General features: G+C 76.1%; 10 protein-coding genes. All 10 read left to right on the forward strand.

Going from position 1 to position 16,095, the window contains the following annotated elements; translation table 11 throughout:
- The first annotated feature begins 32 nt into the window (after positions 1–32).
- Positions 33–1,436 (forward strand): enoyl-CoA hydratase/isomerase family protein, encoded by a 1,404-nt coding sequence (locus tag ACZ45Q_RS30940; RefSeq protein ID WP_468267411.1) that lies wholly within the window; start codon positions 33–35, stop codon positions 1,434–1,436.
- A complete protein-coding gene (locus ACZ45Q_RS30945) occupies positions 1,433–2,521 on the forward strand; it encodes a thiamine pyrophosphate-dependent enzyme (RefSeq protein ID WP_468267413.1) in 1,089 nt (362 codons plus the stop codon). Before ACZ45Q_RS30940 ends, ACZ45Q_RS30945 begins: the two co-directional genes overlap by 4 nt.
- Entirely contained in the window at positions 2,518–3,546 is a 1,029-nt protein-coding gene (locus tag ACZ45Q_RS30950; protein WP_468267415.1) for an alpha-ketoacid dehydrogenase subunit beta, read from the forward strand. The genes ACZ45Q_RS30945 and ACZ45Q_RS30950 overlap by 4 nt, the downstream gene beginning before the upstream one ends.
- Positions 3,543–4,370, forward strand: coding sequence for a thioesterase II family protein (locus ACZ45Q_RS30955; protein WP_468267417.1), 828 nt, complete (start codon positions 3,543–3,545; stop codon positions 4,368–4,370). Before ACZ45Q_RS30950 ends, ACZ45Q_RS30955 begins: the two co-directional genes overlap by 4 nt.
- On the forward strand, positions 4,367–4,585 hold the full coding sequence (locus ACZ45Q_RS30960) for an MbtH family protein (RefSeq protein ID WP_468267419.1): 219 nt from the start codon (positions 4,367–4,369) through the stop codon (positions 4,583–4,585). Before ACZ45Q_RS30955 ends, ACZ45Q_RS30960 begins: the two co-directional genes overlap by 4 nt.
- Complete coding sequence (locus ACZ45Q_RS30965; RefSeq protein ID WP_468267421.1) at positions 4,582–5,898, forward strand: aminotransferase-like domain-containing protein; 1,317 nt, start codon at positions 4,582–4,584, stop codon at positions 5,896–5,898. Before ACZ45Q_RS30960 ends, ACZ45Q_RS30965 begins: the two co-directional genes overlap by 4 nt.
- 368 nt (positions 5,899–6,266) lie before the next feature.
- A complete protein-coding gene (locus ACZ45Q_RS30970) occupies positions 6,267–13,790 on the forward strand; it encodes an amino acid adenylation domain-containing protein (RefSeq protein ID WP_468267423.1) in 7,524 nt (2,507 codons plus the stop codon).
- A 19-nt stretch (positions 13,791–13,809) separates the two neighbouring features.
- On the forward strand, positions 13,810–15,087 hold the full coding sequence (locus ACZ45Q_RS30975) for an LLM class flavin-dependent oxidoreductase (protein WP_468267425.1): 1,278 nt from the start codon (positions 13,810–13,812) through the stop codon (positions 15,085–15,087).
- Positions 15,084–15,965: an LLM class flavin-dependent oxidoreductase gene (locus ACZ45Q_RS30980; RefSeq protein ID WP_468267427.1), complete on the forward strand. Its 882-nt coding sequence runs from the start codon at positions 15,084–15,086 to the stop codon at positions 15,963–15,965. Before ACZ45Q_RS30975 ends, ACZ45Q_RS30980 begins: the two co-directional genes overlap by 4 nt.
- A gap of 45 nt (positions 15,966–16,010) precedes the next feature.
- Positions 16,011–16,095, forward strand: an 85-nt coding sequence (locus ACZ45Q_RS30985; RefSeq protein ID WP_468267429.1) for an S-adenosylmethionine synthetase N-terminal domain-containing protein, incomplete at its 3' end; no start/stop codon positions are given.

The raw sequence follows: 16,095 nt of genomic DNA on the forward strand, positions 1-16,095 counted from the left end.
AAGACCCGTACCTGACCGATCGGAGACCCACCGTGCGCACATCCACCCTCGCCGGTCACGCACCGGCCGACGGCACGGCGCCGGCCGCGCCCGCGGTCGCGCCCCGCCCCGCCGCCGAACCACCCGCGATCACCGGCGACTTCGCCGCCGACCGGGCGGCGGTCACCGCCCACCTGGAGGCGGGCGTCCGCCGCATCGCCGACCTCGGGCCGCGCGCCGACCGCAGCCGCGCCGCCCAGCGGCACGCCGCCACCACACACGAGGAACTCCACGACCTGCGCCGCCGCTTCCTCGCCGCCCACGCCGAACGGGTCTACGCCGACCTCACCGACGGCCTCACCCGCTCCCTGCGCGTCGAGGAGCTGACCGAGCACGCCGCCCGCGCCTTCCCCGGCCTGGTGCCCACCCGCGAGCAGCTCGCCGAGGAGTCCCGCCACCTCCAGCGCAACAAGGAGGGCTGGGAGGTCGCCGTCGGCCTGTTCCTGCACGCCGTGCTGAACGTGCCGCGCTCCGGCGACCACCTGCTGCGCTCCATGCTCCGGCCCACCGACCGGGCGCTGACCGCGCTCACCGACTTCCGGCTCACCGGCCGCGCCGACCTGGGCGTCGCCACCGTCACCCGATGCGACGGCATCGCCACCCTCGAACTGTGCAACGACGAGTTCCTCAACGCCGAGGACGACGCCGCCGTCGAGGCCCTGGAGACCGGCACCGACCTGGTCCTGCTCGACCCCGCCAGCCACGTCGGCGTCCTGCGCGGCGCCCCCCAGACCCACCCCGCCCACGCCGGCCGCCGCGTGTTCAGCGCCGGCATCAACCTCACGCACCTCTACCACGGCGACATCTCCCTGCTCGGCTTCATGCTGCGCCGCGAGGCCGGCTACCTCGCCAAGTTCGTCCGCGGCCTGTGCCTGGACGACACCCACGGCGACGGCTGGTGGCCGGACGCCGACAAGCCCTGGGTCGGCGCCGTCGACTCCTTCGCCATCGGCGGCGGCATGCAGATCCTGCCCGTCCTGGACCGCGTCGTCGCCGCCGACGACGCCTGGTTCAGCCTGCCCGCCATGGAAGAGGGCCTGGTGCCGGGCGTGGCCAACCTGCGCCTGCTGCACCTGACCGGCTCCCGGTTCTCCCGCCGGCTGATCCTGTGGGGCCGCAAACTGCGCGCCACCGACCCCGAGGCCGCCCTCGTCGTCGACGAGACGGCACCCGCCGACGCCATGGACGACGCCGTGCGGCGCGCCGCCCAGCACCTCGACCACCCGGCCGTCGGCGCCAACCGGCGCATGCTGGCCCTCGCCGAGGAACCCGCCGACCTCTTCCGGCGCTACCTGGCGCGCTACGCCTACGAGCAGGCCCGGCTGCTGCACAGCCCCGCCCTGATCGACACCCTGGAGCGCACCTGGATCCACCGCCGGCGGGAGAGTGCCGCATGACCGCGGTCCTCGACGCCCCCGCGCCCGCCCCGGCGCCGGACACCGTCCCGCGCGAGACGGCACTCGCCCTGTACCGGGCCATGGTCACCGGCCGGGCCTTCGACACCACCGCCACCACCTTCACCCGGCAGGGGCGGCTCGCCGTCTACCCGTCCTCCCGCGGCCAGGAGGCCTGCCAGACCGCGCCCGTCCTCGCCCTGCGCCCCACCGACTGGGTCTTCCCCACCTACCGCGAGAGCGTCGCCCTGCTCACCCGCGGCATCGCCCCGGTCGAGGTGCTCACCCTGTTCCGCGGCGACCGGCACTGCGGCTACGACCCGCGCGCCCACCGCACCGCCCCGCAGTGCACCCCGCTGGCCACCCAGTGCCTGCACGCCGCCGGACTCGCCGACGCCGCCCGCACGGCCGGCGACGACCTCGTCGCCCTCGCCTTCGTCGGCGACGGCGCCACCAGCGAGGGCGACTTCCACGAGGCCGTCAACTACGCGGCCGTACGCCGGGCGCCGGTGGTGTTCCTCGTGCAGAACAACCAGTACGCCATCAGCGTGCCGCTGGCCAAGCAGACCGCCGCCCGCGCCCTCGCCGACAAGGCGGCCGGCTACGGCGCGGCCGGGGTGCGCGTCGACGGCAACGACGCCCCGGCCGTGTACCGGGCCGTCGCCGAGGCCGCCGAACGGGCCCGCTCCGGCGGCGGCCCCACCCTCGTCGAGGCCGTCACCTACCGCATGGAGGCCCACACCAACGCCGACGACGACAGCCGCTACCGCGACCGCGCCGAGGTCGCCGCCTGGGCCCGCAAGGACCCCGTCGCCCGCCTGGAACGCCGGCTGCTCGCCGACGGCACCCTCGACGAGGCCGCCGTCGCCGCCATCGGGGGCGAGGCCGACGAACTGAGCCGCACGCTCCGCCGCGACTTCGAGACCCCCCCGCGGTGCGACCCGGCGGAGATGTTCCGGCACGTCTACCGGCACCCGCCGCACCGGCTGCGCACCCAGGCCGCCGCCCTGGCCGGCGAACTGGCCGGCGAACCGGCCGGGCAGCGGCGCGACGGGGAGCAGGCCGGGGAACGAGAGAGGCAGTCATGACCGCGCCCGCCGCACCCGCCACCACCCGCGACACCACCGTCACCATGGCCAGGGCCCTCAACGCGGCGCTGCGCGACGCCATGCGCGCCGACGACGACGTCGTCGTCTTCGGCGAGGACGTCGCCGCCCTCGGCGGGGTCTTCCGCATCACCGACGGCCTGGCCCGCGAGTTCGGCGACGACCGCTGCTTCGACACCCCGCTCGCCGAGTCCGCGATCGTCGGCACCGCCATCGGCATGGCGATGTACGGCCGCCGCCCCGTGATCGAGATGCAGTTCGACGCCTTCGCCTACCCGGCGTTCGAGCAACTGGTCAGCCACGTCGCCAAGTTCCGGGCCCGCACCCGCGGCGCGCTGCCGCTGCCGCTGACCGTGCGCATCCCCTACGGCGGCGGCATCGGGGGAGTGGAGCACCACAGCGACTCCTCCGAGATCTACTACATGGCCACCCCCGGCCTGACCGTCGTCGCCCCGGCCACCGCCGCCGACGCCTACTCCATGCTGCGCCGCAGCATCGAGTCCGACGACCCGGTGATCTTCCTCGAGCCCAAGCGCCTGTACTGGCAGAAGGAGCCCATCGGGCTGCCCGTGGACACCGGCCCCCTCGGCTGGGCAGCCGTCCGCCGCCACGGCACCGACGCCACGCTGATCGCGCACGGCCCGGCGGTGCCCGTCGCCCTCCAGGCGGCCGAGGCCGCCGCCGCCGACGGACTCAGCCTGGAGGTCGTCGACCTGCGCACGCTGGCCCCCTTCGACGAGGAGACGGTCTGCGCCAGCGTCCGCCGCACCGGCCGCGCCGTCGTCGTCCACGAGGCCCACGGCTTCGCCGGACCCGGCGCCGAGATCGCCGCGACGGTCACCGAGCGCTGCTTCTACCACCTGGAGGCCCCCGTCCTCAGGGTCACCGGCTACGACGTGCCCTACCCGCCCCCGCTCGTCGAGGCGCACTACCTGCCCGGCGTCGCCCGGATCCTGGACGCCGTCGACCGGCTGGAGTGGCCGGCCCGCCGGACGGCCGCCGCATGACCGGCGCCTGGTACCGCTGCTTCACGCCCCGCCCCGGCGCCGGCGTCCGACTGCTGTGCTTCCCCTACGGCGGCGGCTCCGCGACCGCCTACCGCGACTGGCCGGCCCTGCTGCCCGGCAGCATCGAGGTGCACGCCGCCCAGTACCCCGGGCACGCCGACCGCATCGCCGAACCCCTCCACACCGACCTGCACGCCCTGGCCGACGACGCCGCCGCGGACACGCTGCCGCTGCTGGACCGCCCGGCCGCCCTGTACGGGCACAGCCTCGGCGCGCTCGTCGCCTACGAGGTGGCGCTCAGGCTCCAGGCGGCCGGCCGTCCCCCCGTCCGCCTCGTCGTCTCCGGAATGCCGCCCCCGCACCGCGTCCGCCCCGGCACCGTCCACCGCGCCGACGACGCCGGCGTCCTCGCCGAACTGCGCCGCCTGGGCGGCCTGCCCGAGGAGGTCCTCGCCCACCCCGACCTCCTCGACCTGGCCCTGCGCACCGCCCGCGCCGACTACGCCCTCGGCGAGAGGTACCGGCAGCGGCCGGGCCCCCGCCTGGCCGTCCCGGTGACCGTGCACCGCGCGGAGGCCGACCCCGAACTCACCGCCGGGGAGGCGTCCGCCTGGGCCGCCGCCACCGAGGGACCGGTACGCGAACAGACCTTCCCCGGCGGCCACTTCCACCTCCTGGACGACCCGGCGGCCGTGCTGCTGGACCTCGTCACCGACCTGGCCGCCGACGGCCGTCAGCGGCACGTCAGCCTCCCGGCAGCACCGGCGGCGACAGTGGACCGGGACCATCCCGTCCCGCCGCCGAACACCGGGAGACCGACATGAGCAACCCCTTCGAGGACCCCGAGGGCACCTATCTCGTCCTGGTCAACGACGAGGGCCAGCACTCGCTGTGGCCGTCCTTCGCCGAGGTGCCGGCCGGGTGGACCGTGGCCCTGCCGGCCACCGACCGGGACAGCGCCCTCGCCCACATCACCGAGCACTGGACGGACATGCGTCCCAAGAGCCTGGTCGACGCCATGAAGGGCACCGCGGCATGACCCCGGCCGCGGGCCTGCTGGACGCCCCGGGCCCGGCCGCTCCCACCCTCTCCACGGCCGGCCTGCACGCCAGCCTCAGCGACCCCGCGCTGACCTCGATGACCCTGCTCAACGAGATCACCGGCGCCTACCCGGACGCCGTCTCCTTCGCCGCGGGCCGCCCCTACGAGGGGTACTTCGACGCCGAGGCCCTCCACCGCCACCTGCGCCTGTTCGCCCGGCACCTGCGGACCGCACGCGGCATGGACGAGACGGGCGTACGGCGCACCCTGTTCCAGTACGGGGCGACCAAGGGCGTCCTGGGCGACCTGATCGCCCGTCACCTCGCCGTCGACGAGGGCATCACCGCCGACGAGGACGACATCCTCGTCACCTCCGGCTGCCAGGAGGCCATGGTCCTGGTGCTGCGCGCCCTGCGCCGCGACGAACGCGACGTCGTCCTGGCCGCCGCACCCACCTACGTCGGCTTCACCGGCGCCGCCCGGCTCACCGAGACCCGGGTGGAGCCGGTCCCCGAGGGGCCCGAAGGGCTCGACCCGGACGCCGTGGGCCGCGCCGCCGAGCAGGCCCGCGCCGCCGGGCTGCGCCCGCGCGCCCTGTACGTCGTGCCCGACTTCTCCAACCCCGGCGGCGCCCGGATGCCCGAGGCGACCCGCCGGGAGCTGCTGCGCGTCGCCGACGCGCACGATCTGCTCGTCGTCGAGGACAACCCGTACTCGATGTTCCACGACGGCTCCGGCCGGCCGCCGACCCTGAAGTCCCTGGACCGCTCCGGGCGCGTGGTGTACATCGGGTCGTTCGCCAAGACCGCCTACCCCGGCGCGCGGATCGGCTACGTCGTCGCCGGGCAGCCGGTCGCCGAGGGCGGCACGCTCACCGACCAGCTCGCCAAGGTCAAGAGCATGGTCACCCTCAACACCTCCAGCGTCGCCCAGGCCGCGATCGGCGGACTGCTGCTGGAGAACGGGTGCAGCATGGAGCGCGCCTGCGCCCGCGAGGCCGCCGTCTACCGCCGCAATCTGCGCTCGGTGCTCGACGGACTGGCGGCGCGCTTCCCGCGCGGCGGCCCGGTGAGCTGGAACGCCCCCGAGGGCGGGCTGTTCGCGGTGGTCACCGTGCCGTTCACCGCGGACGAGGCGGCCCTGGAGGACTCGGCCGAACGCTTCGGCGTGCTGTGGACCCCGATGTCCCACTTCTACGCGGGCACCGGCGGCCAGAACCAACTCCGCCTGTCCTACAGCGTCCTGACGGAACAGGACATCACCACGGGCCTGGACCGCCTCAAGTCCTTCATCACAGCCCACACCCCGTAGCGCGCAACCGCGCCCACTCGCGGGCAGCCGATGCCCGCAGCCTGCGGGCAGTCGTGCCTCCCCCAGTGCCTGAACGGCCTGGGAGGTACCCCCAGGGCGATGGGGGTCCCCCGCTCGAGCGAAGCCGAGAGTGGGGGAGGGTGGGCGCTGGGGGCGCCCCCTCTGGGGGAGGCACCCCGCTCCGCCGGGCTGCGCAACGCCCCCCGCCAGCCGCTACGCCGGGCCCCTCGCAAACGCCGGCCCGCTCACCCGGCCCCACAAAACCCCACGTCAGCCCCCCGTCAGCACCGCGCAAGAGCAGCCCGGCACGCTCCCCCCGGATGCGCACACCCGGGCCGAGGCCTCGGATCCGACCCAGGAGACACCCGATGACCAAGCTCCACCCGCCAGGCGAGCAGCCCTCCGCGACCGCCGGCCGCGGGGCGGACCAGGCGCGGCTGCTGCCGCTGACCGAGGACCAGCTGGGCCTGCTCCTCCAGCACCGCGCCGACCCCGGAGCCTCGCCCTACAACGTGCCGCTCGCCGTCGACCTCACCGGCCCGCTCGACACGCCCGCCCTGGAAACGGCCCTCGTCCGGCTCGTCGCCCGCCACCCCCTGCTGTCCGCACGGGTCGTCGACGACGCCCACGGCGACGGACTGCCCGCCCTCGAGGTGGACCCCGGCCGCAGCCCGCGGCTGGAGCGGCGCACCGCGAGCACCGGCCCCGACGGCACCTGGCCCGCCGAGGCCGTGGCCGCCGAGGCCCGCCGGGAACTCGACCTGGAGCGCGACGGCGTCCTGCGCGCCGTGCTGGTCGCGCACGGCCCCGACCACCACACCCTCCTGCTCGTCGTCCACCACCTCGTCGTCGACGGCGAGTCCACCGGCATCCTCCTCGCCGACCTCCTCGCCGCCTACGACCACGGCGACGTACCCGGCCCCGCCCCGCAGGCCGCCTTCGACGCCTACGTCGCCGACCGCGCCGCCGAGGCCGCCACCGCCGCCGAGGCCGCCGAGACGTACTGGCGGGAGCGGCTCGCCGGAGCCGACCTCACCGTCGACTTCCCGCTCGACGTCCCCGGCGGCGACGGCCCCGGCGTCCCGCCCCGCGAGGCGGCCGTCCCGCTGGAGCTCGACGCCGGCCTGTGGGACCGCGTCCGCGACTTCTCCCGCACCCACCGCGCCGGCGCCGCCGCCGTGCTGCTGGCCGCCTACCTCAAGGCCCTGGCCACCTACGGCCGTCAGGACGCGCCCACCGTCGGCGTCCCGCTCGGCGCCCGCACCGACCCCCGCTTCGACCGCACCGTCGGCTACTTCGTGCGCACCCTCCTCGTCCGCGCCCCGGACCACGCCGCCGGCCTCACCTCGGCGGGCTACGTCACCGCCGTCCAGCGGGAACTGGCCCGCGCCGTCGACCACGCCGCGCTGCCGTTCCCGCGGATCGCGCGGCTCGCCCCCGACGGCACCGACCCGTCGGTGTTCAACTGCACGTTCGTGCTGCACAGCTGGGCCGACGCCACCGCCGCAGCCACCGACGGCGTCGTGCTGCGCGAGGGCGCACTGCGCGCCCACTGGCGCCAGGACGTGCACACCCCCGGCCTCGGCCTGCTCACCCTCGAGCTCTACGAGGGCGAGGGCCGGCTGCACGGCCGGCTCAAGTACGACGCGGCCCGGGTCGAGGCGGCCACGGCCGAGGCGTTCACCGAGCACGTCGCCACCCTCGCCGCCCAGCTGGTCGCCGATCCGGAGCGGCCCGTCGGCGAGCTGGACGGCCTCGGGCCGCGCGCCCGCGCCACCCTGGACTTCCTCAACGCCACCGACCACCCCGTCCCCGACACGGACATCGACACCCTGCTGCGCGAGCGCGCCGCCGACCGCGGCGACGCCACCGCCGTGGAGTTCGGCGACGTGCGCTGGAGCTACCGCGAACTGGACACCCGTATCGACGCCTTCGCCGCCGGACTGGAACGGGCGGGCGTACGGGCCGGGGACCGGGTCGGCATCCTGCTGCCGCGCAGCGCCGACGCGGTCGCCGCGATGCTCGCCGTGCTGCGCACCGGCGCCGCCTACGTGCCGCTGGACGCCGCCCACCCGGAGGCGCGCCGCCGGCACATCGCCGACAGCAGCGGCATGCGGCTCGCCGTGGTCGACCCCACGACGGCCGAGGCCTGCCCGCCCGGCCCCCGGCAGGTTCACCTCGCCGGCCTGGCGGTGCCCGGCGGCCGGTCCGCGCAGCCCGGCCCCGGCGGCGCCGACGCCCTGCACGTGCTGTACACCTCCGGCTCCACCGGCCTGCCCAAGGGCGTGCAGCTCAGCCACCGCGCCCTGGTCACCGACGTCCTGGCCGCCATCCGGCACTTCGGCCTCGGCCCCGAGGACGCCGTGCTGCTCAAGGCGCCCTTCACCTTCGACGTCAGCGCCCACGAGATGCTCGTCGCCCTGGTGGCCGGCGCCCGCCTGGTCGTCGCCCCGCCGGACGCCGAGCGCGACCCCGACCTGCTCGCCGAGACCCTGGACCGGCACGGGGTGACCCTGCTGCACGCCGTGCCGTCCCAGCTGCGGCTGCTGCTGGAGGCCGAGGCGTTCGGCACCAACCGCACCCTGCGGACGGTGGTGTCGACCGGCGAGTCGCTGCCCAACGAGCTGCGCGCCGCCTTCGAGGCCGCCCACCCGGCACGGCTGCACAACGCCTACGGGCCGACCGAGACGTCGTACTCGACGGTGTTCTCCTGGAGCCGCGGCGACGAGGCGTACTGGACCCGGCGGGCCGAGGTGCCGATCGGCGTGCCCTTCGACAACATCCGCTGTTACGTCCTCGACGACGACCTGCGGCCGCTGCCCCCGGGTGCCCCCGGCGAGCTGTGGATCGGCGGCGGCACGGTCTCCGACGGCTACGTCGGCGACCCCGAGCGCACCGCCGAGCGCTACCGCACGCTCCGGCTCGGCGACCGCACCGACACCGTCTACCGCACCGGCGACCTGGTCCGGCTGCTGCCCGGCGGCACGCTCACCCACCTGGGCCGCCTCGACGACCAGGTGAAGATCAACGGCAACCGGGTCGAACTCGGCGAGGTGCGCGCCGCGCTCGTGGCGCTGCCCGGCGTGCGGGACGCCGCCGTCCAGGTGGCCCGGCACGCCCGCGGCAGCCTCCAGATCGTCGCCCACGTGGTGACGGACACCCCGGCCGCCGGCCTGCGCGCGGCCCTGGGCTCCCGGCTGCCCTCCCACATGATCCCGGCGCACTTCCACCCGGTGCCGCACATCCCGCTGCTGCCCAACGGCAAGACCGACCGCCGCGCCCTGGCGGCGCTGACCTCCGCCGAGCCGGCCCCGCCCGCCCCGGCGGCCGTACCGGACACACCCGCACGGCCGACCGTACAGCCGACCGGTCAGCCGACTGGACAAGCGGCCGGTCAGGCGGCCGGGCACTCGGTCGGACAGCCGTCCCCGCCCGTCCCTGTGTCCGCACCCGCGTCCGTCCCCGAGCCCGCCGCCGAGCCCGCAGGGGAGCGTGCCGTGGAGTCCGCCTCCGCGCCGGCTGCCGAGCCGGCCCCCGCCGCGCCCTCCGCCCCCGCCGCGCCCTCCGCCGGGACCCTTCAGGCCGTGCGGACGGTGTGGGCCGATCTCCTCGGCGAGGCCGCCGACGACGCGCAGTTCTTCGAGGCGGGCGGCGACTCCATCCTCGCCATGCAGATGGTGTCGCGGCTGCGCCGCGAGGGGTTCGCCCTGGCCCTGCGCGACATCTACCGCCACCCCGTCCTCGCCGACCTCGCCGCCCACCTCGGCGGCGGCGCGGAACAGGCCGGGCAGGCCGGCTCCGGGGCCGAACGGCCGGCGCCGCCCCCCGTGCCCGCCGGGCGGGCCACCCCGCTCGCCCCGGTCCAGGCCTGGTTCTTCCGGCACATCAGGACCGACCTGCACCAGTGGAACCAGTCGGTGCTGTTGGAACTGAGCCGCGCCGTCGACCCCACGACCCTGCGCCTGGCCCTCCAGGCCGTGGTCGCCGCGCACCCGGCGCTGTCCGCGCGGTTCGCCCCCGACCCCGACGCCTCCGACGCCCCCGGCGCTCCCGATGCCACCGGCCGTCTGATGGTCGCCGCCGAGCCCTTCGCCGCGTACCCGCCGCAGGAAGTCCTGTGGGAGCGGGACATCGCCGACGAGGCCGACCTCGACCGCGCCCTGGAGGACACCGAGCGCAGCCTCGACCCGCTCGAGGGCGTCCACGTACGGGCCGTGCTGGTGCACGACCGGCGCTCGCCGGCCGCGCCCGCGCACCTGCTGATCGCCGTCCACCACCTGGTCGTCGACGGCGTCTCCTGGCGCATCCTGCTGGAGGACCTGGAGCACGCCCTGACCGCCCTGGCCGGCGGCGTCCTGCCGGCGCTGCCCGCCGAGGCCTGCCGCTACGAGGACTGGGTGGCCTCGCTGCCCGCCGTCGCGGCCCGCGACGGCGAGGCCGACCACTGGCGCGGCGTCGCCGCCGCCCGCGCCTCCGCGCACACCCTGCTGCTGACCACGCCCGCACCGAACGAGGAGCACATCCGCCGCGTCGAGTTCTCCCTCGACCCCGAGGCGACCGCCCGGCTCATCGGCCCGCTCCCCGCCCGCCTCGGCCTGGAGGTGCACCAGGTCATGACCGGCGCGTTCGCGCAGGCCCTGGCCCGCTGGCGGGGCACCCGCACGGTCACCTTCGACGTGGAGACCCACGGCCGGCACGGCCGCGACGACCTGTTCCGCACCGTCGGCTGGTTCACCTCCATCCACCCCCTGGTGCTCGGCGCCGACCGGGCGCTGCCGCCCGAGGACTACCTCGCCGCCGTCGGCGCCGACCTGACCGCCGTACCCGACGGCGGAGTCGGCTTCGGCGCCTGCCGGGAGTTCTCTCCGGACGCCGCCCTGCGCGAGCTGCTGCGCGAACTGCCGCCCGCCCTGGTCTGCTTCAACTACTACGGGCAGGCCGACCAGTTGAGCCCGTCCGGCGGGTTCACCATGTCCCAGCGCCCGATCCCGCGCGAGCACTCCGCCCGCTGCGAGCGGGTCTACGGCATCGAGGTCTACGGCATCGTCCACGGCGGCCGGCTGCGCATGGGCCTGACCTGGGTGCCGAGCCCCGCCGACGGCGTCGACGAGGCCGGGGTGGACGCGCTCGCCGCCCAGATGGCGTGGGTGCTGGCCACCCTCGCGGGCGCCGACCCGGCCGCCGTCGCGCCCGCCGAGATCCCCGCCCCGGGCACCGGCGCCCCCGCGCCCCGCCCCCGCCCGGCCGCCCTGCCCGCGCCGGCACGCCCCGCGGTGGCGGACGGCCGGCCGGTCACCGTGCCGGTCACCCCGCAGCAGCACGGCCTGCTCCTGGACGCGCTCGCCCACCGCGGCACCGGCCGCTACGTCGAGCAGCTGTTCTGGCGCTGGCACGGCCCCCTGGACACCGACCGGTTCACCGCGGCCTGGCAGTCGGTGTTCGACCGGGAGACCGTGCTGCGCGCCGCCTTCGACTGGGACGCCGAACCCTGCCTGGTGCTGCACGACCACGTCCCCGCCGAGGTGGTGCGGCACCCGGCCGGCTCGGTGGACTTCGACGACCTGCGGGAACGGGACCGGCTGCGCGGCTTCGACCTGCGCAGCCCCGGCCTGCTGCGGGTCAACGTCCTCGACGAACCGGAGCCCGGGGACGGCGGCCCGGCGTCCGCGCGGGTCCTGCTCACCTTCCACCACGTGCTGCTGGACGGCTGGAGCGTGTCCGTCCTGCTCCAGGAGTTCTACCGCGCCTACCTCTCCGGCGGTCTGCTGCCCGGCGGCGAACGGCGCCCCGACATCCGCGACTACGCGCGCTGGCTGGCCGCCCAGGACACCGCGCCCGCCCGCGAGTTCTGGTCCTCGGCGGTCCCCGACGCCACCCCGCTGGTGCGGCCCGCGATCCCCGGCCCGGCGACCGGCCTGACCGGTTCCGGCCGGGCGGAGGTCCGCATCGCCGCCGCACAGGCCGACCGGCTGCGGTCCTGGGCGGCGTCCCGCGCGGCCACCGAGTCCACCGCGCTCCAGGCGGTGTGGGCGCTGCTGCTGTACCGGGCCGGTGTCACCTCCGGGCCCGCCCCGGTCGGCTTCGGCGTCACCGTCTCCGGCCGCGGGATCCCCCTGGAGTCCGTCGAGCGGCTGCCCGGCCTGCTGATGAACTCGCTGCCCATGACCATCCGGGTCGACCCGGAGGCGGCCGTGACCCGGCTGCTGACCGAACTGCGCGACCAGGCCCTGGACATGGCCGCCTACGAGTGGGTGTCCACCGGGCAGATCCACCAGTGGAGCGGACGCCGCGCCGACGAGAAGCTCGTCGAGAGCCTCATCGTCTTCGAGAACTACCCGCGCGGCTCCGACGACCTGAGCACCGCGCTCGCCGCGCAGGGCATCAGCGTCGAACTGCCCGACGCGGCCGGTTCGCAGACCGCGTTCCCGGTCACCCTGCTCGCCTACCGGGACGTCGACGGCAGCCTGGTCCTGGCCGCCGTCCACGACCGCGCCCGCATCGCCGACGAGGACGCGGCACGGCTGGTCGGCCAGTGCGCCCGGCTGCTGCGCGAACTGCCCGACCTGGCGGGCGGCCCGGCGACCGTGACCGACGTGCTCGCCGCGCTCGACGACGAACCGCCGGTGCGGATGGCCGAGGCGCCCGAACCGGACGGCACCGGCGACGCTGACGCGGCCTGGCCCGAGGGCCCCGAGGCCGATCTGGTCAAACAGGCCTGGCGGGCGGTGTTCGCCACCGACGACGTCGCCCCCGGCACCCACTTCTTCGACGCGGGCGGCCACTCCCTGCTCGCCGTGCGCCTGCTGCGGGAGCTGGCCGCCCGCACCGGCCGGACCCTGCGCCTGGACGACCTGCTCGCCCACCCCCGCGCCGGGCAACTGGCCGCCCTGCTGGCCGCACCGGCCCCCGAGGACACCCCGGACGGCACCGCCTCCGTCCTCGTCCCGCTGCGGCCCGCCGACCGGCCCGGCGCCGGCACCCTCTACCTCGTCCACCCGCCCGGCGGCCAGGTCGCCTGCTACGCCCAGCTCGCCCGCGAGTACACCGGGCCGCACGCCCTGGTCGGCATCCGCGACCCCCGCACCGACGACCCGGAGCCGTCGTACCTGTCCACCGAGGACCTCGCCGAGCGGTACGTGCAGGCGCTGCGCCCCGCCCTGGAGCAGGGGGAGCGCATCGTGCTCGGCGGGTTCTCCGGCGGAGGCGTCCTCGCCTACGAGATGGCCCGGCTGATCACCGCCGACGGCGGCCGGCCGCCGCTGGTGGTGATGGTCGACGCGGGCGCCCCCGACGGCGAGCTGACCGACGCCGAGGCGGAGGGCTCCTTCGCCCGGCAGCTCAGGGAGGTCGCCGAGGGCCGGGCGCCGCAGGCGCCGTCCGCCGCCGACGCGCCCCACGCCTCCGAGAACACCGAGACCGCCGAGAACACCGAGACCGCCCAGACCGCCGAGAACACCGAGGTGCCCGCGGACCGGGAAACCCCCGCCGTCCGCGGGACCACCGGCGACGCCGATGCCGCCGCCGACCCCACCGCCGAGCCCGACGGTGCCGCCGCCTACCTCGCCGAACTCGCGCAGATCGCCGACTGGATGCGCGGCGACGGCGGCGGCGACCCGGTGGAGCTGATGCGGATCAGCGTCGAGGCCGTACAGCGCTACCGCCCCCGCCCCTACCCGGGCCCGGTCGTGGTGCTGCGGGCCGGCGACACCGGCTTCGGCAAGGGCGCCTCCTACGACGAGAGCGACCGCTTCCACCACCGCCCCGGCCTCGGCTGGGAGGACCACGTCGACGACCTCGCCATCCGGGTCGTCCCCGGCAACCACGTGACCATGCTGACCGGCGACAACGTCCGCAGCCTCGCCCGGATCCTGGCGTCCGCGCTCACGAACTGACCCGAGGAGAGCACCCACCATGACCACCCCGCGCCGGCGCATCACCCTGGCCGGCATCATCGACGGGCCCGGCGGCCACGTGGCCGCCTGGCGCCACCCGGGCACCCAGGCGGACGCCCAGCTCGACCTCGCCTTCCACCGCCGCAACGCCCAGACCCTGGAACGCGGCCTGTTCGACGCGGTGTTCATCGCCGACATCGTCGCCGTGTGGGGCACCCGCCTGGACTCGCTGTGCCGCACCTCGCGCACCGAGCACTTCGAACCGCTGACCCTGCTCGCCGCGTACGCCGCCGCCACCGAGCACATCGGCCTGTGCGCGACCGCCACCACCACCTACAACGAACCCGCCCACGTCGCCCGCCGGTTCGCCTCCCTGGACCACCTCAGCGGCGGCCGGGCCGGCTGGAACGTCGTCACCTCCGCCGCCCCCTGGGAATCCGTCAACTTCGGCTTCCCCGAGCACCTGGAACACGGCCTGCGCTACGCCCGCGCCGAGGAGTTCATCGACGTCGTCAAGCGGCTGTGGGACTCCGGTGAGCGGCCCATCGGCCACCGCGGCGAGCACTTCGACGTGCCCGGCGCGCTGGGCCTTCAGCGCCCGCCGCAGGGCCGCCCGGTGATCATCCAGGCCGGCTCCTCCCCGGTGGGCCGCGAGTTCGCCGCCCGCCACGCCGAGGTGATCTTCACCCGGCACAACACCCTCTCCGACGCCCAGGACTTCTACGCCGACCTCAAGAAGCGCGTCGCCGGACACGGCCGCGACCCCGAGAAGGTCCTGGTCTGGCCGACCCTCGCACCGATCGTCGCCGCCACCGAGGCCGAGGCGCAACAACGCCTGGCGGAACTCCAGGACCTCACCCACGACCACGTGGCCCTGCGCACCCTCCAGGACTTCCTCGGCGACGTCGACCTGAGCGCGTACCCGATCGACGGACCCGTCCCCGACATCCCGTACACCAACCAGTCCCAGTCGACGACCGAACGCCTCGTCGGCCTCGCCCGCCGCGAGAACCTCAGCATCCGGCAGCTGGCACTGCGCCTCATGGGCGACATCGTCGCCGGCACCCCGGAGCAGCTCGCCGACCACATGGAGAGCTGGTTCACCGGGCGCGGCGCGGACGGCTTCAACATCGACTTCCCGTATCTGCCGGGCTCCGCCGACGACTTCGTCGACCACGTGATCCCCGAACTCCAGCGCCGGGGCCTGTACCGCACCTCCTACGAGGGCGGCACGCTGCGCGAGAACCTCGGCATCGAACCGTCCACGACCACCACCGAGGCAGGTGCCGCCGCATGACCGCCCCGCTCCTCATCGGCCGGATCCCCGCCCACGGCCCCACCGCCCCGCCCTCCCTCGCGGACGTGCTGCGCCTCGTACGGGCCGCCGAGACCGCCGGGTTCCACGCCGTCGTCCTCGACGACGGTGCCGCCGCCGACGGCACCCGGGCCCGGTTCGAGGCGACGACCCTGGCCGCGGCCGTCGCCGCCGCCACCGACCGGATCGGCCTGATCGTCACCCCGCTCCCCGCCGACCAGGCCCCCTACCACGTGGCCCGCATCACCGCCTCCCTCGACCACCTCGCCCACGGCCGCACCGGCTGGCTGGCCGGCCCCGCCGACGCCGACGGCCGCACCGCGGAACTGATCGACGTGGCCCGCGGCCTGTGGGACAGCTTCGACGACGACGCCTTCGTGCACGACCGCGCCGACGGCCTGTACTGGCGGCTCGACGGCATCCACCGCCTCGACCACAAGGGCCGCCACTTCGACGTCGCCGGCCCGCTGAACGTCGCCCGCCCGCCCCAGGGCCACCCGGTCGTCGCCGTCACCGACCCGGCGCTGGCCCGCCACGCCGACCTCGTGCTGCTCGGCACCGGCCACGGCCCCGACGCCGTACGGGACCTGAGGCACAGCGCCCCGCTCACCAAGGTGCTGTGCGCGCTGCCACCCGGCGCCGACGCCCACGCCCTGCTCGCCGGCACCGCGGCCGACGGTCTCGTCGCCGACGTCGCCGCCCCCGACGACCCGTCCCTGCGCCTGCCCCGGGAACTGGGCGCCGCCCCCGCCGCGGACGCCGCCACCGAACTGCGCGCCGCACCGGCGCCCACCCTGCGCGCCCGGCTGGGCCTCGCCCGCCCGGCGAGCCGCCACGCCCGCACCGCCGCAGCAGCCTGATCCGCCCCGGCCACCAGCTTCCACGGCCCCTGCCCCTGGAGTGTCATGTCCCGTCGTCTGTTCACCTCGGAGTCCGTCACCGAGGGCCACCCCGACAAGATCGCCGATCGGATCAGCGACACGATCCTGG

Source organism: Streptomyces sp. NPDC031049 (assembly GCF_055571015.1).